This is a genomic window from Lentzea kristufekii (genome assembly GCF_033949925.1).
Classification (GTDB): domain Bacteria; phylum Actinomycetota; class Actinomycetes; order Mycobacteriales; family Pseudonocardiaceae; genus Lentzea; species Lentzea kristufekii.
This window is the reverse complement of record NZ_JAXAVV010000041.1, coordinates 28,789-49,530: the sequence shown is the minus strand read 5'-3', so window position 1 is coordinate 49,530 and position 20,742 is coordinate 28,789. Positions and strand designations below refer to the sequence as shown.

Genomic DNA, 20,742 nt, shown 5'->3' with positions numbered 1-20,742 from the left:
AGGCGTGCCATCAACCCGCCCACGGCGCCACCCCCCGATCAGATTGCCGGGGGTCTGGGGGCAGAGCCCCCAGGGGAAAGCACGCAACCGCAAGCTCGCCGCCCGCAAGGCGACCCACCCACCAGGTCGCGCCCGCCGGGTCACCACCCGCCAAGCCACCACCCACCAGGTCACCACCCGCCGGGCCACCACCCACCAGGTCACCACCCGCCGGGCCACCACCCACCAGGCCACCAGGTCACACCCCATCACCCAAAGGTGCCCACCCCCGATTAACACCCCAGCCACCCACTCACCTACACTGGTCGGGTTGCCTCGGCGAGGGCGAGCTTCCCAGCTCAACGTGATCGACGCGGTGGCTTGATGCCGCGCGTGTTGACCTTGTTCCGCGCTGCTCGCCGCCGCTGGCCACCACCCCAAAGCTGAACCGCTGATACTTGTGCACCGCCCCGACGTACAAGGCCAGACTTGTAAGGAGTACCCCACCGTGTCCGAGGTCCGTCTCGCCGCTGAGCAGCGCACTGAATTCGGCAAGGGCGCCGCCCGCCGTACCCGTCGCGCCGGCAAGATCCCCGCGGTGCTCTACGGCCACGGTTCCGACCCGAAGCACCTGGCCCTGCCGGCGCTCGAGTTCGCCCGTGTCGTCCGTGAGCACGGCCAGAACGCTGTCCTCACCCTCGCCCTCGACGGCGCGGCTGAGCTGGCGCTCACCAAGACCGTCACCACGCACCCGATCAAGAACTACATCGAGCACGTCGACCTGCTGCTCGTGCAGCGCGGCGAGAAGGTCACCGTCGAGGTGCCGCTGGTCATCTCCGGCGAGCCCGCTTCGGGCACGCTGCTGACGCAGGACCTCAGCACGATCCAGATCGAGTCCGACGCCATGAACATCCCGGACCAGATCGAGCTGTCGATCGCCGGTGTCACCGCGGGCACGCAGATCCACGCCAGCGACCTGACCCTGCCCGAGGGCGCCGTCCTGATCACGGACGCCGACGCGCTCGTCGTCGCCGTGAACGAGGCGCCGTCCGCGGCGCAGCTCGAGGGTGACGAGGCTGCTCCGGCGGCTGAGGCCACCGAGGAAAGCTGAGCCCCATCACGTCGGGCCGAAACGACGGCGCGTCACCTCCTCACAAGGGGGGCGACGCGCCGTTGCCGTACCTGCGGCCCGCCGACGTCCGGTCGAAGACCTTCCGCCGCAAGCGGCAGGGCTACGACCCGGACCAGGTGAACGAGTTCCTGCAGATCGTCGCCGACGCCCTGGCCGGTCGTCTCCGCCTGAACCCGGACCACGTGCGCACCGTCAGGTTCGCCACGGTCCCCAACGGCTACGACCCGCTCAGCGTCGACGGCGTCCTGCACCTGCTGGAGTTCCAGGTCCGCAACGGCATCGTGCCGCCGACGGGCCTGAACACCGGCGAGGACCTGTACGCGCGCAAGCTCCCGAGATCCAGCACCGGATACGATCGCGCCGAAGTCGACGCCTTCATCATCCGGGCCGCGGCCAACCTGGACGGCCGGGGAGCCATGACCTCCACCGAGGTCCGCAACACCCGGTTCAGCACCACGTCCGGCCTGCTGGGCAAGGGGTACCAGGTGCAGGCCGTGGACACGTTGCTGGACGATCTCGAGCAGGAGTTGCGGTTCCGTGGACGCTGACCTCGCCCTCATCGTCGGGCTGGGCAACCCAGGCCCCAAGTACGAGGGCAACCGTCACAACATCGGCTTCCTGGTCCTCGACGAACTGGCCGCCCGCGTCGGCGGCAAGTTCAAGGCCCACAAGTCCGGCGCCGAGATCGTCGAGGGCCGCCTGTCCGGCCACCGCGTCGTCCTCGCCAAGCCGCGCAGTTTCATGAACCTCTCCGGCGGCCCCGTCGCGAGCGCCGTGAAGTTCTTCAAGCCCACCACCGTCGTTGTGATCCACGACGAGCTGGACCTCCCGTTCGCCGCGCTGCGCATGAAGTTCGGCGGCGGCGACAACGGCCACAACGGACTCCGCTCCATCACGAAGTCCCTGGGCACCAAGGACTACCACCGCCTCCGCTTCGGCGTGGACCGTCCCTCAGGTCGCCAGGACCCGGCCGACTACGTCCTGAAGGACTTCTCGACCGTCGAGCGCAAGCAGCTCGCGCTGGAGATCGACCGGGCCGCCGACGCGGCCGAGGCGCTGGTCACCAAGGGCCTGGAAGCCGCACAAAACGCCTTCCACTAGCGGCACAATGGACGGCATGACGAACCGAAAGGTCCATGCCGCGTAGGCACCCCCGCATGGCGCTGGGCGAGTTCTCCCAGCGCTTCACGTCAGACGTCGTGCGGTTGGAACTGAGCCGCAACTACCTCGGCCCGTTCGCCGTGGAGATCGCTCTCCGGGCATGGACCGAGTTCGTGCACGACCCGTACCGCAGGCTTTGGGATTTCGACTCGAAGGGCTGCGGGATCTCGTGGTGCTGCGCCGACCCGTCCGAGGCCCGTGAGCTCCTAGGCTTCGTCGCCCGCGCACTCCCCCGCAGGAGCGCGAGGGAGCTGCGCAAGCGACTCGACGAGCTCGACGCCCTCTACTAGACCAGAGCAGCCGCTGCGGACCGCCTGAGCTTGCCGGACGGCGTCTTGGGCAACGTCCCCGGTGGCTGGACCACCACCGCGAACGGCCGCAGCCCCACGGCGTCCACAACGCGGGCCGTGACCTGCTTGACCAGATCCCTCTCGGCCTCGGCGTCCCCGGCCAGCTTCGACTCCACCACGACGGCGAACCGTTCGCGCTGCGTCCCGGCGTCGAGCCGCACGGCGACGGCGTTGCCGGGCCGCACCCCGCCCACCGAGCAGGCGGCACGCTCCACATCGGTCGGATAGATGTTCCGGCCGCCCATGATGATGACGTCCTTGCGGCGCCCGCAGACGACCACCTGGCCGTCCTCCACCACGTACCCGAGGTCCCCGGTGGACAGCCACCCTTCGGCGTCCTGTGTCGCCAGTGGACCGTTCACCGTGAGGTAGCCGGGCGTGACGGCCTCGCCGCGGATCTGGAGCTCGCCGACGTCCCGGACGCCCAGCACCTCACCGGAGTCCGAGACCACCCGCAGTTCCAGCCCCGGCAGCGGCGGCCCGAGCAACGGGAACGCCCGCCCGTCCGCGGCGGGCACGGCCTTCTTGTCCGCCTCCACCGCGTCCGCGTCGACGACGTCCACCGACAGTCCGGTGAACAAAGGCGCGAAAGCCACACCCAGAGTGGTCTCCGCCATGCCGTAGGCCGCGAGGATCGACTCGGGCCGCAGTCCGAACCGCGCGCCGGCGTCCACGAACGACTGCACGGCCGCCGGGTCGATCGGCTCGGCACCGTTCAGCGCCAGCCTCAACGAGGACAGGTCGAAGGAATCGGACGACGAGGCGAGCCGACGCGCCACAATCGCGTAGGCGAAGTTCGGCGCGGCCGTGATCGTGCCGCGGTACCGGGTGATCAGGTCTGCCCACAACGTCGGGCGGGACAGGAAGTCGACGGGTGTGACCTTCACCAATTCCAGGCCGAACAGCATCGGGACGGTCAGGAACCCGACCATCCCCATGTCGTGGAACAGCGGCAGCCACGAAACCATGACGTCAGAGGCGGGATCGAGCGCCGCCGCGACGCGCATGCCCTCGGCGTTCGCCATGAGATTGCGGTGCGTGATGCGCACCGCCTTCGGATCGGCGGTCGATCCACTCGTCAACTGCAGCAGTGCCGTGGCATCCTCGGGGGTGGGAACAGGAGCAGCGATCGGTTCCGCGTCGAGTTCGGAGAGCAGTTTGTAAGGCACTCCGTGCTGGTCCAGAACGGCAGCCAGAGCGTCGAAAGGGCTGCCGAGCAGGACCAGGTGCGAATCGATCATGGCAAGCACCCGCAGCGTGTCCTCGGCCCACTCGGCCAGGTCGGTGCGTGGTGTGGGTTGATGCAACATCGTGACGCTGCCTCCACACAGCCATGCGGCCTGCACGGCTGGGGCGATCACGGCTGGTTCGGCGGCGAGCACGGCGATCGCGGTGCCCGGCGCCACGTCGAGCGCACCGGCCATCCGCCGGGCGCGTTCGTGCACCTCGGCCCAGGTCCGGCGGACTGGCTCGGCGGGTTCACCCGTCGTCATGCCCCTGTCCCCGCCGCTGGAGGCCGTCGCCAGCATCACATCCACGAACTGACTCATGTTCGCGATCGTAGTGGCGCCGTTTGGTCCATCAGGGCGAAACGTTATGCCACGCGAAACGCGATACTCCCCAGTACAGGTACGCAGGAGGAGGTCATTGGTGGATCGGGGCGGCCCCGGAGCGCAACATCGTCTACCCGCGCATCCGGCACCTCTGCTCTCCGCGCAGGACGTGGCCCTGGTCGCGTTCCACCGTCCACCGCGAGGTCAGCGCGGGTACGACGCGGCTGAGGTGGACGCGTTCCTCGACCGGGTCGAGGGCACCATGAAGAGCAAGGACATCCTCACGCGTGAAGACGTGCTCAACGTCAAGTTCAGCACCGCGACCCGGGACCCGGGCTACGACGTGAACGAGGTCAACGTCTTCATGGAACTCGTCGCGGACACGCTGAGGTCCACTCCGCAACGCGCTCAGGCCTCCGCGCCGGCCAAGGGCGCGCACGCCACGTCGCAGGCGATGAGACCCGCGGTCCGGTTGTCCCCCGACGACGTGGCCGCTGTGCGCTTCCACAAGCCAAGACCGGGGACCCGCGGCTATCACGAGGGCCAGATAGACGCGTTCCTCGACCGCATCGAGCAGACCCTGCGCGGCAGGGACAACCTGACCGCGCAACAGGTGCAGGACGCCGTGTTCGGCGAGACCGCGCCCGGCACGTTCGGCTACGACGAGGAAGACGTCGACACGTTCCTCGACCTCGTTGTGCTGATGTTCGAGGTCGCTCCGCCGCCGCGCGACGCGGGCCCGCCGACCACGCAGCTCCCGCCGCTCCCGCAGCAACAGCAACGGCCGCAGCAGCGCAGCCCGCAACCGGATCCCCGCCCGCGGCAGGACCAGCGTCCCCAGCAGCCTCGACGCCCCCAGCCCGCCCCGTCGCAGCCCGCCCAGCAGCCCGCGCTGCAGAAGGCCATCGACTCGCCGAAGCTCACCGCGGCGGACATCCGCAACATCGCGTTCCACCGCCCTCCCCGTGGCCGCCGCGGCTACCAGGAGTCCCAGGTGGACGCGTTCCTCGACCGCATCGAGGCGACGCTGCTCGGCCAGGACAACCTGACCGCGAAGGACGTCCGCGACGTCAGGTTCTCCCGCCCGCTGATCGGCAGGCGCGGCTACGACGAGACCGAGGTGGACGGGTTCCTCGGCCAGATCGAGCAGCAGCTCTCCGGACCGGTGCGCAGCAGCATGCCGACGGTCAAGTCGTGGAAGGACCTGCGCCAGCTGCGGATCCCGCAGGCGGCGTCCGGGCAGCGCGGCTACCGCACCGCGCAGGTCGACCGGATGCTGGAGGAGATCGGCGTCGCGCTCGACGGCATGCTCGGCGCGACCGCCGACGAGGTCATGAAGGCGCGCTTCAGCTACGCGCTGCTCTCTGGCCAGGGCTACGACACGTCGTTCATCGACGAGCTGCTGCCCCTGCTCGCCGCCGAACTGCGCCGCCGCGGCAAGTAACCCGGCCCTTGTTCTCGGGCGTCTGCAAGTACCACCAACTCGGAGTTGGTGGTACTTGCAGACGCCGTCAGCCCTCGACGACCTCGGCCGCGGCCATCCACTGAGCCTCCACGTCGGACTCCTCCGCCAGCACGGCACGGAGTTCGGCGTCGAGCTTCAGCAGCCTGGCGGAGTCGGTCGAGGCCTCGGCGAGCGCCGCGTGCAGCTCGGCTTCCTTCTTGTGCAGCACTTCGAGGCGCCGCTCCAGCCGTGACAGCTCCTTGCGGGCGGCACGCTGGTCGGCGGCGTTCGAGGGGGCCTTGCCCGCGGCCGGGGCGGCGGACTCCCTGTCGCGCATCGAGTCGCGGCGCTTCAGGTACTCCTCGATGCCACCGGGCAGCTCGGTCAGCCCGCCGTCGCCGAACAACGCGACGACCTTGTCGCACACGCGCTCGACCAGGTAGCGGTCGTGCGAGATCACGACGAGCGTGCCGGCCCACGAGTCGAGCAGGTCTTCCAGCTGCTGCAACGTGTCGATGTCCAGGTCGTTCGTCGGCTCGTCGAGCAGCAGGACGTTCGGCTCGGCCATCAGCAACCGGCACAGCTGCAGCCGGCGCCGTTCGCCACCGGACAGGTCGGAGACCGGCGTCCACTGCTTCTGCGACGAGAAGCCGAACCGCTCGCCCAGCTGCGACGCCGACATCTCGTACTTGCCGAGCACGACGCGGCGCGCGACCTCCTCGATCGCCTCCAGCACGCGCATCGACCCGTTGAGGTCGAGCAGTTCCTGCGAGAGGTGCGCGATCTTGACCGTCTGGCCCTGGATCCGCTTGCCCGTCTCGGGTTCGCGCTCACCGGCCAGCAGCTTCAGCAGCGTCGTCTTGCCCGACCCGTTGACGCCGACGAGCCCGATCCGCTCGCCCGGCCCGATGCGCCACGTCAGGTCGCGCACCAGCACCCGGTCCGGAATGGACAGTGTGGCGTCCTCGACCTCGATGACCGTGCGGCCCAGGCGCTTCTTCGCGAACGCCAGCAGCTCGACGTTGTCCCGCAACGGAGGCACGTCGGCGATCAGCGCTTCCGCCGCCTCGATCCGGTAGCGGGGCTTCGAGGTGCGGGCGGGAGCGCCGCGGCGCAGCCAGGCGAGCTCCTTGCGCGCCAGGTTCTGCCGCTTCTCCTCCAGCGTGTCCGCGAGCCGCTGCCGTTCGGCACGCGCGTAGATCCAGTCGGCGTAGCCGCCCTCGTACTGCTCGACCTTGCCGTTCACCACTTCCCACGTGCGGTTGCAGACGGTGTCGAGGAACCACCGGTCGTGGGTGACGACGACGAGCGCGCACCTGCGGGCCAGCAGGTGCTCCGCGAGCCACCGCACACCCTCGACGTCGAGGTGGTTGGTCGGCTCGTCCAGCACGAGGAGTTCGAGGTCCTGGATCAACGCCGCCGCGAGCACGACCCGACGCCGCTCACCGCCGGACATCCGCGACACCACGGAGTCGAGGCCCAGCGCCGTGATGCCGAGTCCGTCCAAAATGGACCGGACGCGGGCGTCGGCCGCCCACTCGTGCTCGGCGTCGAACCCGAGCGGGTCGATCACCGCGTTGCGCACGGTCGACCCGTCCGGCAGTTCGGTGCGCTGCGTCACGACGGCCATCCGCAGGTCGCGCGACCGCGACACGCGGCCGTCGTCGGCGGGCTCCACCCCGGCCAGCACCTCGAGCAGCGTCGTCTTGCCACCGCCGTTCAGGCCGACGACGCCGATGCGGTCGCCTTCGTTGACGCCGAGCGACACGCCGTCGAGCAGCGGCCGGACGCCGAACGACTTCGACACGGACTCCAGGTTGACCAGGTTGGCCATCAAAACCTCACGACTAGTAAGAAACTGCCCGATGCAGGCTACCCAGGAAGGCCGAAGCCCTCGGTCACGCGTGCACCTCGGGTGGCGTCGGCTTGGGCTCTTCAGTCGCGATCGCGCGCGCTCCGGGCACCGGCCCGTGCGCCACGCGCACCGTCCGGCACACACCGGCACCGGCGAGCTCGGCGGCCACGCGCACAGCCGTGTCAGCGTCCTCACACAGGAACGCCGTCGTGGGGCCGGAACCGGACACGATGCCGGCCAGCGCGCCCGCGTCGACGCCCGCGCGGAGCGTCCGGCGCAGGTTCGGGCGCAGCGAGACCGCCGCGGCCTGCAGGTCGTTGCCGAGCAGCAGGGCGAGCTGCCTCGGGTCGCCGGAGGACAGGCCCTCCAGCACCGCCTCGACGGCGCCGACCCGCGGCGGATCTCCGTCCGCGCGCAGGCGGTCGAGCTCGTCGAAGACGTCCGGAGTGGACAGTCCACGGCGGTCGAACGCCAGCACCCAGTGGAACTGGTGGCGGCCCAGCACGGGCACGATCCGTTCGCCGCGGCCGGTGCCCAGGGCGGTGCCGCCGTAGAGGGCGAAGGGGACGTCCGCGCCGAGCTTGCCGGCCAGTCCGGCCAGCTCGTCGCGGCTGATGTCCAGGCGCCACAACGACGACAGGCCGACCAGCGTCGCCGCCGCGTCCGCGCTGCCGCCCGCCATGCCGCCCGCGACCGGGATGGCCTTGCGGATGACGACGCGGACCTTGGGGTCGTCCGCGTCCTTGCCGACGTGCGCGGCCAGCAGCTGGACCGCACGCCAGGCGAGGTTCGAGGCTCCGGTGGGCACCTGGTCGGCGCCTTCGCCGTGGACCTCGACGCCTGGCTCGTCGGCGACCGCGACCGTGACCTCGTCGACCAGCGACAGCGCCTGGAAGATCGTCACCAGGTCGTGGTAACCGTCCGGGCGCACGTCACCTACGGCCAGGTGCAGGTTGACCTTGGCCGGGACGCGAACTGTGACCGGGGGAGGAACGACTGCGAGCACCATGTCAGCGTACGGGCGTTCTGGGGTCCCGGACTCCTCCCCCGGTCGGTGTCACGGTCAGACCGGGATGACCGAACCGCTGAACGTCTGCTTGATGTAGTCCTTGACCTGCTGCGACCCGAGGAGTTCCGCCAGGTCGCGGACGCGCTTGTCGTCCTTGAGCTCGGTGCGGGTGACCAGGCCGTTCGCGTTCGGGTTGCCCTCGGCCTTCTCCAGCGCGAGCGAGTCGGTGGCCGGCTTGAGGCCCGCGTCGATGGCGTAGTTGCCGTTGATCACGGACGCGTCGGTGTCCTCCAGCGACCTGGGCAACTGGGCGGCCTCCAGGGGCACGAACTGCAGGTTCTTGGGGTTCTCCGCGAGGTCGCGCACGGTCGGCTGGTCGACGGCCTTGAGCTTGATCAGGCCGTTGGCCTCCAGCAGCTTCAGTCCGCGGGCCTCGTTGGTGGCGTCGTTGGCCACCGCGATCTTGGCGCCGTTCGCGAGCTCGTCGAGCTTCTTGACCTTCTTGGAGTACAGGCCGAGCGGCTCGACGTGGACCGGCTGGACCCACTCGACCTTCGCGCCGCTCTCCTTCGTGAACGTCTCCAGGTACGGAACGGTCTGGAAGTAGTTGGCGTCGAGCGACCCGTCGACCAGCGCCGTGTTCGGCTGCACGTAGTCGGTGAACTCGACGACCTCGATCTTCAGACCCTTCTGCGCGGCGAGGTTGTCGGCCACGTACTTGAGGATCTGGGCGTGCGGGACCGGCGAGACGCCGACCTTCAGCGTGTCGGACGCGCTGGAACCACCTGACGAGCAAGCGGACAGAGCAGTCAAACCGGTCAAAGCTACTGCGATCAGGGCAGCACGAATACGCATGACGTTCCTTTTGAGAAATTGCTACGGGTCAGACGGAGGCGTGCCGGCGCCGGTCGGACGCACGGGCGGCACGGGTGAAACCGAACTGGATCACGGTGGTGAGCACGGCGAGCCACGCCACGGTGCTCCACAGGATCCGGTCGTTGAAGCGCTGGTAGCCCTCGCGGATGGCCAGGTCACCGAGGCCGCCGCCACCGATCACACCCGCCATCGCCGAGTACCCGATCAGGGCGATCACGGTGACGCCGATGGCGTTGATCAGCGCGGGCAGCGACTCGCGGATGAGCACGCTGCGCACGATCTTCAACGTCGAGGCGCCGGTCGTGATCGCGGCCTCGACCACGGTCACGTGCACCTCGGACAGGATGTTCTGCACGAGCCGCCCCACGAACGGGATCGCTCCCACGGCCAGCGGCACGATGACCGCCGTGCTGCCGATGGAGCCGCCGACGATGAGGCGGGTGACCGACGTGAGCGCGACGAGCAGCACGATGAACGGCATCGAGCGGCCCAGGTCGGTGACGAAGCTGAGGATCCTGTGCACCGCGGCGTTCGGCCGCAGCCCACCCTTGGCGGTGAGCTGCAGCCAGACTCCTGCGGGAACTCCGAAAACCGTGGCGATGACGGTCGCGACGCCGACCATGTAGAGCGTCTCGCCGGTGGCCTCGACGAGGAAGCCGACGACGTCGGACCAGGGTGTTGCAGACCTCACGCAGCTACTCCCTGGGGGCCCTTCAAGGACCTCTGCACGGAGCCGCCGGCCTCACCGATCCACTCCAGAGCGGAGTCCGAGCGCTCGCCGTTCAGGCCGAGCCGGAACCGCGCGACCGGCGTCTCGCCCAGCCGCGTGAGGCCGCCACCGACGATGTTCAGCTCGACGCCGAACCGGTGCGAGGCCTCGGGCAGCAGGGCGCCGACCGCGGCGAACCCGACGAGCACGATGTCCGCGACGCGGTCGTAGCTGCTCTCGTTGATCGGGTTGAGGTCGACGGCGGGCAGCAGCGCACTGCTCGTGCGGCTCGCGACGTCGTTGACCAGGTCGAGCACCTTGCCGTGTTCGACGACGCGGCCCTGCTCCAGCACGGCGACGTCATCGCAGATCTTCCGGACCACGCTCATGTCGTGCGTGACGACGAGCACGGTCACACCCAGCTCAGCGCGCGCACGGTCGAGCACGGTCAGCACGGAACCGGTGGTCTCCGGGTCCAGGGCGGACGTGGGCTCGTCGGCGAGGAGCACGGACGGGTTGGCGGCGAGGGCACGCGCCACGGCGATGCGCTGACGCTGCCCGCCGGACAGCTGGTCGGGGTACGAGGCGGCCTTGTCGGTGAGCCCGACGAGGTCCAGCAGCTCGCCCACACGGGTGCGGCGCTGCGGTCCGGGGACGCCCGCGGACTCCAGCGGCAGTGCGATGTTGCCGGCCGCCGTGCGCTGACGGAGAAGCGAATCCCCTTGCGGCACAACGCCGATCTGCCGGCGAGCGGCCCTGAGGGCCGACCCGTCGAGGCTGGTGATGTCGGTGCCGTCGACGCGGATCGCCCCGGAGTCGGGGCGCTCCAGCAGGGCGACGCAACGAGCGAGCGTCGACTTGCCGGCGCCACTCGGGCCGACCACGCCGAGCACGGTTCCGGCCTCGACGTCGAGGGTCACGCCGTTGAGGGCACTGACGCCCTGGAAGGACTTGGTGAGGTTTTCGACAGTGATCACGTCTGCTCCACGGCTGCGCGCGACGGCACACAGTCCGTTCGTGGCGGACGTGCGCGGTCGAAGGTTCTGCTCAGGTGTGTGCGCCACTCGTTGAATGAGTGCGCGTCAGAGGACTTTGAGAAGGCGCCCTAGACGAGTTGGCGACGACATGCAGAAGACGAGCGACGGCACTGGTCGATGACTCGACGGCGCGTCAGCATTCGCACGGTACCCATGGTGCTCCTCCATCGGTCCTGGCGTTAGCACCTGCCCGCATCCAGCGGGTGGTTGCTGCGACGTCGTAGAGCCAGGTCTCTCAGTCGCTCCGGATGGCAAGTAGCAGTCAACCGGACGGACGTTCGGTTGCGCAAGCCAAAACCGGATTCGTTCGACAGATCACACTGTTGGCCGAAGGATCCCCGGCCTAGACCTCGGCGATCCGGATGAAGTCGATCACGCTCAGCTGCTCGCCCCTGACCTGGGGATCGATGCCCGCTTTCTCGAGCAGTTCGTCGATGTTCCCCGGGTTGCCGGCCCAGCCCTTGAGCGCGGCCCGCAACGTCTTGCGGCGCTGGGCGAACGCGGCGTCGACGATCTGGAAGAGCTTCTTCCGATCCACTGTGGACAGCGGCTTTTCGTGACGCTGGAAGGAAACAAGGCCGGAGTCGACGTTGGGCGCAGGCCAGAACACGTTCTTGCCGACCGCGCCGGCCTTCTTCGCCTCGGCGTACCAGGCGAGCTTCACGCTGGGGACGCCGTAGATCTTGTTGCCGGGCTTGGCGGCCATGCGGTCGGCCACCTCCGCCTGCACCATCACCAGACCCTTTTGCAGGCTGGGAAGTTCGGCCAGGAGGTGCAGCACCACCGGGACCGCGACGTTGTACGGCAGGTTCGCGACGATCGCGGTGGGTTGCGCCGGCAGGTCCTCTTGGGTGACTTTCATGGCGTCCTTGAGGACGACGTGGAGTTTGCCGGCGTTCTCCGGGTCCATCTCCTGGACCGTTTGCGGGAGGCGGTGTGCCAGTGGGGGATCGATTTCGACCGCTACGACCTTGCTGGCATTGGGGAGCAGGGCGAGCGTCAGGGAGCCCAGGCCTGGGCCTACCTCCAGGACGATGTCGTCCTCGGTCAGGCCTGCTGCAGTGACGATCTTGCGGACGGTGTTGGGGTCGTGCACGAAGTTCTGGCCCAGCTTCTTGGTTGGGCGGATGTCCAGCTCTGCGGCTAGACGGCGGACTTCGGCAGGTCCCAGCAGGCTCACTTGGGCATTCTCGCAGGCTTGGTGGTGGAGGGGTGGGCTGGGACCTCTCCGGGTGGGCTTGGGGTGGGGGTGCCGGGTCGGGTTGCGTTGGCTTGGTCGCGTTCCGGCGGGGTGGTCGCCTTGCGGGGGCGGGCGGGTTGGCACCGTGCGGGTCGGCTTGCGTGGGCTGGCGCCGGTTCCAGCGGGGTGGGTCGCCAATGCGCTCGGGTCGCCTTGCGTGGGTGGCTGGGCGGGCAGTACCGGGCCGGTGCCGGTCATCGCCGCTTCGCGTCGATAGCGATTGGGGCTTGACCTTGAGCCTCTGGCGGGATGCTGTGACGGCCGGAAAAGGGCCGGGCTGAAAAGCGCCCGGCCGTGCCCATGAGGGGAGCATCCCGCCCACTCAAGGTCAAGCCCCAATCGCAGTGCGGTGGTTGCGTCACCACCGCTTGACCAGCAGACCTAGGTTCACACGCCTCGGCTTCGCCATTGCCTTGGGCGGAAGGGTGGCTCGGCTTCGCCGTTGCCCTTCGCGCGTGGAGGGACGCCTCGGCTCCGCCGTTGCGTTGGATGGCAGGGTGACTCGGCTACGCCGTTGCCCTGGCGCCTGGCGGGACGCCTCGGCCCCGCCATTGCGGTTGGCGGCAGGGTGGCGCGGCTACGCCGTCGCCCGTTGCGTGCGGAGGGACGCCTCGGATTCGCCAGTGCCATGGGCGAGAGGGTGGCTTGGCGGTCGGCCTGCGTGATGCCTGCATGCCGCATCCGCACGCCGCATCTCGCCCGTCGTTTGTTCCACCGTGCTCTGCCACACCCCGTCAGGTGCTCGCCGATACCCGCCCCGGCCACGTCGCGTCCGGTGCTCGCCCGCTACCGCTCTGCCGCATCTCGTCCAGTTCGGCGGATCTCGACGTGAGCGGCCCGGCAACGACTGGGGCCGCCCGTGGCGAACCAGGGCGGCCTCAGTCAGGGGACGGAGAGAGGTTTACGGCAGGCCGAGCTTCGCGCGGCAGCCCGGCCAGGCGCCGTACGTGCCGCCTGCGCGGTCGCGCAGCTTGGTGGCCACGGCGATCTGCTGTTCGCGGGTTGCCTGGTGCGGGAGCGAGGCGTAGGCCTGGCCGCCGTGTGCTGCCCAGGTGCTGGCCGAGAACTGGAGGCCGCCGTAGTAGCCGTTGCCGGTGTTGATGGCCCAGTTGCCGCCTGCTTCGCACTTGGCGAGGCGGTCCCAGACTTCGCCGTCGGGCAGCGGCTTGGTGCCCACGGTGATCTTCTTGGGCTTCGGCTCCTTGGTGATCTTGCCGCCGATCTTCTCGCGGCTGATCTCCTTGCCGTTCTTCACCGTCACGCGGTAGGTGCTGGTCTGCTCGCCCGGGGTGCCGGGGTCGGTGACGGTCTGCTGGCCCGCGGTCATGTTCGGGTCGTTCGTCTTCTCGACCGGCGGGGCGACCGGCTCGTTCACGTTGATGACCGTGACGCCGGTGCGGGAGATGTAGACCTCGGCGCCCGTGGCCAGCTTGACGTCCGTGCCCGAGGCGACGGCGTCTTCCGGGCCGAGGGAGAGGTTCTCGCTCTTGAGCAGCTCGTCGACGGTCAGTGCGGTCGTCTGGACCTCGCGGACCGGGTTCGCGCCGTCGAACAGCTTGATGTTCTTGCGGGTCTTGACCTCGACGCTCATGCCCTCGAGGGGCACGTCGTGCGAGCCGGGGGCCGACATCCAGGCGCCTTCGAGCGGCACGCCGAGCTGCTTGGCGGCCTCCTCGACGGTGACGGAGCGGACCCAGTCCTCGCGGGCCTGGCCGTCGATGCTCATCTTGAGCAGGCGGCCGCGGTCGAGGCTGATCTTGCCGCCGTCGGAGATCGGGGCGTTCAGCGACGGGGACAGGGCGTCGTGCTCACCGACGACGATCCCTTCCTCCGCCAGGACCTCGCCGACCGTGCCCTCGTACGAGTGGACGGTCTGCATCGCGCCGTCGACCTCGACGGTCAGCGACTTGTCCATCGCCATGGCGGTCACGCCGCCACCGGAGATCGACACGAGGACCGCGGCGACGGTGCCCTTGAGGAAGCGGCGCTTCCACGTCGAGGCTGCCTTGACGAGGACCTGCGGGTCGTTGAGCTCTTCGTCCTCCGACGGGAGGACGAGCGGCGGCATGATCGTCGTCTCGGCGTTGATGAGACGGATCAGCTCGTCGACGTCGACGTTGGCCGAGGCGAGCAGGTCGTCGGCGTCCGGGCCGAGCACCTCGAGCACGTCCGCGGGCGTGATGGTCAGCGCACCGGCGGGGAAGCTCGGGTGGGGGTCGGCGACGTCAACGGCCGTGCCGCCGACAGGCGTGAACCAGTCGGTGTCGTCGTTGAAGTCGTACGGAGCAGCAGCTCTGTCGCTACCAGACAAGGGTCGATACCTCCATTGCGGAAGCTGTGAGGCCACCGCACAGTTGGCGTTGACAAGATCATTCGAGTTGGAGCTCGAAGGTTCCCGGCAACTCCTCCTACGTGGTCTCGCTTCTTCGCGCTTCTGGCTTCGGTCCCGCCCCGACTGCGGGCGTGCTCCGAACCGACAAGGTCGGCTCAGGTGGCACGGTCACGGGACAGTAACGGGGTAGCCGACGTTGCGCAAACACCCCCGCCAATGTTGTGACCTCAGTCACCCCATGGAGGTAGGAACCCTTTGCTCCGTTCGCTCTAAGTCGCATTTCAGTGGTCAAGCCCGAACACTCGTTGAGCAGTACGGGTGACGGCGACGCAGAGTTCAGAAAGATCTTCGCCACGCAGCGTAGCGAGATCGCGAACTGTGTAATTCACACAATAGGGTTCATTTGGGCGCCCACGATACGGATGGGGCGTCAGGAACGGCGCGTCCGTCTCGACCAGGAGCTGATCTTGCGGCACGAGCACCGCCGCTTCCCGCAGCGCACGGGCGTTCTTGAACGTCACCGGGCCCGCGAACGACAGCACGTACCCCGCGTCGACGCACTGCCGGGCGAAGTCCGCGTCGCCGGAGAAGCAGTGGAACACCACAGTGGACGGTGCGCCCTCGGCGTCGAGGATCTTGAGGATGTCCTCGTGCGCGTCCCTGTCGTGGATCATCAACGGCTTCCCGACGCGCTTGGAAAGGTCGATGTGCCAACGGAAAGCCTCGTGCTGGGAGGCCGGCGGCGAGTAGTCCCAGTAGTAGTCCAGACCGGTCTCGCCGATCGCGACCACGCGGGGCAGAACGGCCAGCCGCTCCAGTTCGGCCTTCTCCTCGTCACCGAACGATGAGGTGCGCGTCGGGTGCACGGCCACAGCTGCGTAGACCCGAGGGTCCCAAGTGGACGCCTCGGCGGCCCACTGCGCGGCCTTCAGGTCATCCGCGACCGTGATCACGTGCGAGACGCCGGCGGCCTCTGCCCGATCGAGCAGGACCGCCACGTCCGCGGCGTTGGAGGCACCACACGCGTCGAGGTGCGTGTGGGCGTCGATCACCGGTGCCGGAAGAGCTTCCGGCACCGGCGGTCGTTCGCGCTTGTCCGCCACTAGTCGGTGACGATCGGAGCCCACTCGGGCCCGGTCTCGCCCAGCTTCGCGTCGAGCTTTCCGAACAGCGGCGACGGCTTCTGCAGCGGCCGGCCGACCTCGAGCGGCGTGGACTCCCACTTGGCCTGCTCACCGGCGTAGTCGCCGGTCAGCACCGGGTACGAGCGCTCGGGGATGTCCAGGTCGGTGACCTCGGTCATCTCCGGCTGTGCGGCCCACACGCCCGTGCCGCCCAACGCCTCGTGGATCTTCTGCGCCGAGTGCGGCAGGAACGGCGTCATCAGCGTGTTCGCGTCCTGCACGACCTGCAGCGCCGTGTGCAGCACCGAGTCGCGGCGGTCCAGGTCGTCCTTGAGCTTCCAGGGCTCCTGGTCGGACAGGTACTTGTTCGCCAGCGAGATCACGCGCATGGCCTCGCCGGAGGCCTGCTTGAACCGCGAGCGGCGCAGGTGCGCGCCGACCGTGTCGAACGCCGCCTTGGACTGCGCGAGCAGCTCGTGGTCGGCGGGGGACAGCGCCGTGGCCTTCGGGATCGCGCCGACGTTCTTGTGCGCCATCGAGATCGAGCGGTTGACCAGGTTGCCCCACTCGTTCGCCAGCTCGAAGTTCGTCCGGCGGACGAACTCCTCCCAGGTGAAGTCGGTGTCCTGGTTCTCGGGACCCGCGACGGAGATGAAGTACCGCAGCGCGTCCGGCCCGAACTCCTTCAGGAAGTCGCCGACGTAGATCACGGTGCCGCGCGAGGTGGAGAACTTCGAGCCGCTCATCGTCAGGTACTCCGACGACACGACCTCGGTCGGCAGGTTCAGCGTGCCGAACCGGCCGGGCTCGCCGCCCTTGTCGCCCGCGCCGTTCTGCCCGAGCAGCAGCGACGGCCAGATGAGCGAGTGGAAGACGATGTTGTCCTTGCCCATGAAGTAGTAGCCCTGGGCGTCACCCGTCCAGAACTCCTTCCAGGCGTCGGGGTCGCCGGTGCGCCGCGCCCACTCGACGGAGGCGCTCAGGTACCCGATGACCGCGTCGAACCACACGTAGAACCGCTTCATCGGCTGGTCGCTCCACCCGTCGAGCGGGATCGGCACACCCCAGTCGAGGTCGCGGGTGATGGCGCGCGGCCGCAGGTCCTTGATCAGGTTCTGCGAGAACTTGAGCACGTTCGGACGCCAGTCCGACCGCGTGCCCATCCAGCTGCCCAGCGAGTCGATGAACGCGGACAGGTCGAGGAACAGGTGCTCGGTCTCGACGAACTTCGGCGTCTCGCCGTTGATCTTCGAACGCGGGTTGATCAACTCCGACGGGTCGAGCTGGTTGCCGCAGTTGTCGCACTGGTCGCCGCGCGCGCCCTCGTACCCGCAGATCGGGCAGGTGCCCTCGATGTAGCGGTCGGGCAGCGTGCGGCCGGTGGACGGGCTGATCGCGCCCATCTCCGTCTTGGGGACGACGTAGCCGTTCTTCCACAGCGCGGAGAACAGGTCCTGCACCACCTGGTAGTGGTTGCCGGTGGTGGTGCGGGTGAAGAGGTCGTAGGACAGGCCGAGGCCCTGGAGGTCGGAGGCGATCACACGGTTGTACTTGTCGGCGAGCTCACGAGCCGTGAGCCCTTCCTTCTCGGCCTGCACCTGGATGGGTGTGCCGTGCTCGTCCGTGCCGCTGACCATGAGCACCCGGTGTCCGGACATTCGCATGTAGCGGGAGAAGACGTCGGACGGGACACCGAAACCGGAGACGTGACCGATGTGCCTGGGGCCATTGGCGTAAGGCCAGGCCACCGCGGTCAGTACGGAGGCACTCATGGCAATAGCCTACGGAGGCGGTGCCAGGGGGTTTTCACCGAGTGGGAGGTCTGTTTGTCCGCGACCAGAATGCTGGTGCTCGGCGTGGTGAAGCTCGTCGGCGAGGCACACGGTTACGTGGTGCGCCGCGAGCTGAAGTCGTGGTCGGCGGACAGCTGGGCGAACGTGCAGCCGGGTTCGATCTACCACGCGCTGAAGTCGCTGGCCAAGGACGGCTTGCTGGAGCCGGTCGGCACCGAGGAGTCCGGCGAGGGCCCCGCCCGCACCACCTACCGGATCACCGCGGCCGGCGAGCACGAGCTGCAGGACCTGCTCGGGCACGCGCTGGCCGACCCCGCCGCGGGCAACGACGAGGTCTCCGCGGGCGTGGCGATGCTCAACCTCGTCCCGCGCAAGCAGGCGGTCGTGCTGCTGAAGAACCGGCTGGCGGGCCTCGAAGGGCAGCTCACCCCCACCCGGCACGGCATCGGGTCGATGCCGGAGATGTGCAAGCCCGCGCACGTCAGCGAGCTGTTTCGACTCTGGCTCGTCCATCTCGAAGGCCAGGTGCGCTGGACTCAGGAGCTGATCGAACGCCTAGAGGCCGGTGCGTACGAGCTGAAGGACTAGTCAAATTTGATTAGTTCCCACTAGCCTCTAGTCAAAGTTGACTAGAGGGGATTCCGTCATGATCAAGGCACGCGGCCTCGCGCGCCGATTCACCACGAAGACCGGTCCGGTGGACGCGGTCAAAGGGGTGGACATCGACGTCGCCGAGGGCGAGCTCGTGGGGTTCCTCGGCCCGAACGGGGCAGGCAAGTCCACGACGTTGCGCATGCTCACCACGCTGCTGCAGCCGACCGCCGGCGAGGCGGAGATCGCCGGGCACGACCTGCTGACCGACCCGGCCGGGGTGCGCCGCAACATCGGCTACGTGGGCCAGAAGAACGGCGCCGGCCAGGACCAGCGCGTCGCCGACGAGCTGGAGTTCCAGGCGCGCTTCTACGGCCTGTCCCGGCACGACGCCCGCAGGAAGGTCGCCGGCCTGCTCGAACGGTTCGACCTCCAGGGCCTGGAGAAGCGCGGCGTCGTCACGCTGTCGGGCGGCCAGCAGCGCCGGCTCGACATCGCGATGGGCATGCTGCACGACCCGCGGCTGCTGTTCCTGGACGAGCCGTCCACGGCCCTCGACCCGCAGAGCCGCCGCAACCTGTGGGATCACATCAAACAGCTCAAGGCCGACGGCGTCACGGTCTTCCTGACCACCCACTACCTGGACGAAGCCGACTACCTCAGCGACCGGCTGCTGGTCATCGACCACGGCTCGATCGTGGGCGAGGGCTCACCCGACGAGCTGAAGCACCGCGTGTCCGGCGACCTCGTCGTGCTCGGCACACCGCAGGCCTCGGTCGTCGCCTCGAAGTTCGAGAACGCCGTCGTCGACGGCGAGCAGGTCAGCTTCCGGATCCCGAACGGCGACCGCGCGTTGCCGGGCCTTCTGCGCGACCTCGACAACATCGGCGTCGAGCTGCACTCGGTGCAGGTGCACCGGCCGACGCTCGACGACGTGTTCCTGACCATGACCGGCCGCTCGTTGCGGGAGGAAGCCAATGCTGCCTAGGAACCTTTTGGGTGACACCTGGCTCGTGTTCTGCCGCGTGATGCTGCCGGTCGTGCGCAACCCCGTGGCCGTCGTGTTCGGGATCGCCCAGCCGTTGCTCTACCTCGGGCTCTTCGGGCCACTGCTCGGCGACACCGGCTGGCAGTGGTTCGTACCGGGCCTGCTGGTGCAGATGGCGTTGTTCGGCACCGCCTACGCGGGCTTCTCGTTGCTGCCCGAGGTGCGCACGGGCGTGATGGAACGGCTGCGAGTCACCCCCGTCAGCCGGATCGCGCTGCTCGTCGGCAGGGTCGGCAAGGACGTGGTGCTGCTGGTCGTGCAGAGCCTGCTGATCATGCTCGCCGCGATGCTGTTCGGCTTCCGGGCCACGGCCGGGCAGGTGCTGCTCGGACTGGGGCTGGTCGCGTTGCTCGGCATCGCGATCGGCTCGGTGTCGTACGCGATCGCGTTGAAGGTGAAGCTGGAGTACGTCTTCGCGTCCGTGCTGTCGGCGTCGATCGTGCCGTTGATGCTGCTCTCCGGCGTGCTGCTGCCTATGTCGAACGGCCCGCAGTGGCTCTACTGGCTGTCGCGGATCAACCCGCTGGCGCACGTCGTCGACGCCGAGCGGTCGATCTTCAACCCCGGCACGATGCTGTACGGGCTGATCTCCGTGGCGGCGTTGGTGCTGGTCGGCGTGTTCTACGGCGTCCGCACGTTCAACAAGGAGTCAGCTTGACTTGATCGCCGCGTCGTAGAGCGTCTTCTTGCTGATGCCGGCCGCCTCCGCGACCTCGGCGGCGGCCGACTTCATCCGCTCGCCGTCGGCGACGCGCTGCTTGACCTCGGCGACGAGCGTGTCGAGGTCGGGCTTGTCCTCGACGGGGGCGGGACCGAGCACCACGGTGATCTCGCCACGTGCGCCTTCCACGGCCCACTCGGCGAGTTCGGCCAGTGAGCCGCGCACGACCTCTTCGTACTTCTTCGTCAGTTCGCGGCACACGGCGGCACGGCGGTCCGGCCCGAGCACCTCGACGGCGTCCGCGAGCGTGTCCGCGAGCCGGTGGGGCGCCTCGAAGAAGACGACCGTGCGCTGCTCGGTGGCCAAAGGTGCGAACCAGCGCTTGCGCTCACCGGACTTGCGCGGCGGGAAGCCGTCGAACGCGAACCTGTCGCTCGGCAGGCCGGACAGGGCGAGCGCCGTCGTCACCGCGGACGGCCCCGGCAGGCACGTGACCGTGAGGTCCTGCTCGACACACGCGGCGACGAGCCGGTAGCCCGGATCGGAAACGGACGGCATTCCGGCGTCCGTCACGAGCAGCACGGTCGCGCCGTCGTGGAGCGATTCGAGCAGTCCCGGCAGGCGCCCGACCTCGTTCTGGTCGTAGAAGCTGATCACCCGCCCGGACGGCTTGACCTGCAACGCCGCCGCGAGGCTGTGCAGCCTTCTGGTGTCCTCGGCGGCGATCACGTCGGCCGTTCCGAGTGCCTCGATCAGGCGCGCGGAGGCGTCGCGGATGTCCCCGAGCGGGGTGGCTGCCAGGACCAGACGGCCTGAACCGGATACAGGACTCACAAGCTTCACCCTAC

Annotated in this window: 19 protein-coding genes and 1 riboswitch; of the genes, 8 read left to right on the top strand and 11 right to left on the bottom strand. The window is 68.8% G+C overall.

Annotated elements, in window-relative coordinates:
* The first annotated feature begins 487 nt into the window (after positions 1-487).
* From SK571_RS44095 to SK571_RS44080, 4 genes are all read left to right on the top strand, one after another.
* Complete coding sequence (locus tag SK571_RS44095; RefSeq protein ID WP_319990073.1) at positions 488-1,090, top strand: 50S ribosomal protein L25/general stress protein Ctc; 603 nt, start codon at positions 488-490, stop codon at positions 1,088-1,090.
* A 62-nt stretch (positions 1,091-1,152) separates the two neighbouring features.
* On the top strand, positions 1,153-1,659 hold the full coding sequence (locus tag SK571_RS44090; protein ID WP_319990072.1) for a DivIVA domain-containing protein: 507 nt from the start codon (positions 1,153-1,155) through the stop codon (positions 1,657-1,659).
* On the top strand, positions 1,649-2,212 hold the full coding sequence (pth, locus tag SK571_RS44085; RefSeq protein WP_319990071.1) for an aminoacyl-tRNA hydrolase: 564 nt from the start codon (positions 1,649-1,651) through the stop codon (positions 2,210-2,212). The genes SK571_RS44090 and pth overlap by 11 nt, the downstream gene beginning before the upstream one ends.
* Positions 2,213-2,247: 35 nt before the next feature.
* Positions 2,248-2,562, top strand: a complete 315-nt coding sequence (locus tag SK571_RS44080) for a hypothetical protein (RefSeq protein WP_319990070.1) — start codon at positions 2,248-2,250, stop codon at positions 2,560-2,562.
* On the opposite strand, the gene SK571_RS44075 is transcribed toward SK571_RS44080, so the two are convergent.
* Complete coding sequence (locus SK571_RS44075) at positions 2,559-4,172, bottom strand: fatty acyl-AMP ligase (protein WP_319990069.1); 1,614 nt, start codon at positions 4,170-4,172, stop codon at positions 2,559-2,561. The two genes, SK571_RS44080 and SK571_RS44075, sit on opposite strands and share 4 nt — an antisense overlap.
* 100 nt (positions 4,173-4,272) lie before the next feature.
* Here SK571_RS44075 and SK571_RS44070 point away from each other — a divergent pair, with 100 nt between their 5' ends.
* Positions 4,273-5,619, top strand: a complete 1,347-nt coding sequence (locus SK571_RS44070; RefSeq protein WP_319990068.1) for a DivIVA domain-containing protein — start codon at positions 4,273-4,275, stop codon at positions 5,617-5,619.
* 67 nt (positions 5,620-5,686) lie between these two features.
* Here SK571_RS44070 and SK571_RS44065 read toward each other — a convergent pair whose 3' ends face one another.
* From SK571_RS44065 to metG, 9 genes are all read right to left on the bottom strand, one after another.
* Positions 5,687-7,453: an ABC-F family ATP-binding cassette domain-containing protein gene (locus SK571_RS44065; protein ID WP_319990067.1), complete on the bottom strand. Its 1,767-nt coding sequence runs from the start codon at positions 7,451-7,453 to the stop codon at positions 5,687-5,689.
* A 64-nt stretch (positions 7,454-7,517) separates the two neighbouring features.
* Complete coding sequence (locus tag SK571_RS44060) at positions 7,518-8,483, bottom strand: 4-(cytidine 5'-diphospho)-2-C-methyl-D-erythritol kinase (RefSeq protein WP_319990066.1); 966 nt, start codon at positions 8,481-8,483, stop codon at positions 7,518-7,520.
* A gap of 54 nt (positions 8,484-8,537) precedes the next feature.
* Entirely contained in the window at positions 8,538-9,296 is a 759-nt protein-coding gene (locus SK571_RS44055; protein WP_319990065.1) for a MetQ/NlpA family ABC transporter substrate-binding protein, read from the bottom strand.
* A 70-nt stretch (positions 9,297-9,366) separates the two neighbouring features.
* The gene (locus SK571_RS44050; RefSeq protein WP_319990064.1) at positions 9,367-10,050 is read right to left on the bottom strand and encodes a methionine ABC transporter permease; all 684 of its coding nucleotides are present in this window, start codon (positions 10,048-10,050) and stop codon (positions 9,367-9,369) included.
* Entirely contained in the window at positions 10,047-11,045 is a 999-nt protein-coding gene (locus SK571_RS44045; protein ID WP_319990063.1) for a methionine ABC transporter ATP-binding protein, read from the bottom strand. The genes SK571_RS44050 and SK571_RS44045 overlap by 4 nt, the downstream gene beginning before the upstream one ends.
* 221 nt (positions 11,046-11,266) lie before the next feature.
* Positions 11,267-11,360, bottom strand: a riboswitch (SAM riboswitch).
* 88 nt (positions 11,361-11,448) lie between these two features.
* Positions 11,449-12,279: a 16S rRNA (adenine(1518)-N(6)/adenine(1519)-N(6))-dimethyltransferase RsmA gene (gene rsmA / locus SK571_RS44040; protein WP_319990075.1), complete on the bottom strand. Its 831-nt coding sequence runs from the start codon at positions 12,277-12,279 to the stop codon at positions 11,449-11,451.
* A 967-nt stretch (positions 12,280-13,246) separates the two neighbouring features.
* Complete coding sequence (locus SK571_RS44035) at positions 13,247-14,656, bottom strand: transglycosylase family protein (protein WP_319990062.1); 1,410 nt, start codon at positions 14,654-14,656, stop codon at positions 13,247-13,249.
* A 302-nt stretch (positions 14,657-14,958) separates the two neighbouring features.
* Positions 14,959-15,753, bottom strand: coding sequence for a TatD family hydrolase (locus SK571_RS44030; RefSeq protein WP_319990061.1), 795 nt, complete (start codon positions 15,751-15,753; stop codon positions 14,959-14,961).
* Between the two features lie 26 nt (positions 15,754-15,779).
* Positions 15,780-17,573 (bottom strand): methionine--tRNA ligase, encoded by a 1,794-nt coding sequence (metG, locus tag SK571_RS44025; RefSeq protein ID WP_319990060.1) that lies wholly within the window; start codon positions 17,571-17,573, stop codon positions 15,780-15,782.
* Positions 17,574-17,627: 54 nt separating this feature from the next.
* Between metG and SK571_RS44020 the strand changes: the two genes are divergently transcribed.
* The 3 genes from SK571_RS44020 to SK571_RS44010 are packed head-to-tail and all read left to right on the top strand — an operon-like array spanning position 17,628 to position 19,891.
* A complete protein-coding gene (locus SK571_RS44020) occupies positions 17,628-18,182 on the top strand; it encodes a PadR family transcriptional regulator (protein ID WP_319990059.1) in 555 nt (184 codons plus the stop codon).
* A 58-nt stretch (positions 18,183-18,240) separates the two neighbouring features.
* Positions 18,241-19,173: an ATP-binding cassette domain-containing protein gene (locus tag SK571_RS44015; protein ID WP_319990058.1), complete on the top strand. Its 933-nt coding sequence runs from the start codon at positions 18,241-18,243 to the stop codon at positions 19,171-19,173.
* Entirely contained in the window at positions 19,163-19,891 is a 729-nt protein-coding gene (locus SK571_RS44010; RefSeq protein WP_319990057.1) for an ABC transporter permease, read from the top strand. The genes SK571_RS44015 and SK571_RS44010 overlap by 11 nt, the downstream gene beginning before the upstream one ends.
* On the opposite strand, the gene rsmI is transcribed toward SK571_RS44010, so the two are convergent.
* The gene (rsmI, locus tag SK571_RS44005; RefSeq protein ID WP_319990056.1) at positions 19,883-20,728 is read right to left on the bottom strand and encodes a 16S rRNA (cytidine(1402)-2'-O)-methyltransferase; all 846 of its coding nucleotides are present in this window, start codon (positions 20,726-20,728) and stop codon (positions 19,883-19,885) included. The two genes, SK571_RS44010 and rsmI, sit on opposite strands and share 9 nt — an antisense overlap.
* Positions 20,729-20,742 lie beyond the last annotated feature (14 nt).

Bases quoted from the DNA above. Each gene is read 5' to 3' on its own strand.
- SK571_RS44080 (WP_319990070.1), top strand. From the start codon at position 2,248: ATGCCGCGTAGGCACCCCCGCATGGCGCTGGGCGAGTTCTCCCAGCGC.
- SK571_RS44075 (WP_319990069.1), bottom strand. From the start codon at position 4,172: ATGAGTCAGTTCGTGGATGTGATGCTGGCGACGGCCTCCAGCGGCGGG.
- SK571_RS44065 (WP_319990067.1), bottom strand. From the start codon at position 7,453: ATGGCCAACCTGGTCAACCTGGAGTCCGTGTCGAAGTCGTTCGGCGTC.
- SK571_RS44060 (WP_319990066.1), bottom strand. From the start codon at position 8,483: ATGGTGCTCGCAGTCGTTCCTCCCCCGGTCACAGTTCGCGTCCCGGCC.
- metG (WP_319990060.1), bottom strand. From the start codon at position 17,573: ATGAGTGCCTCCGTACTGACCGCGGTGGCCTGGCCTTACGCCAATGGC.
- SK571_RS44015 (WP_319990058.1), top strand. From the start codon at position 18,241: ATGATCAAGGCACGCGGCCTCGCGCGCCGATTCACCACGAAGACCGGT.
- SK571_RS44010 (WP_319990057.1), top strand. From the start codon at position 19,163: ATGCTGCCTAGGAACCTTTTGGGTGACACCTGGCTCGTGTTCTGCCGC.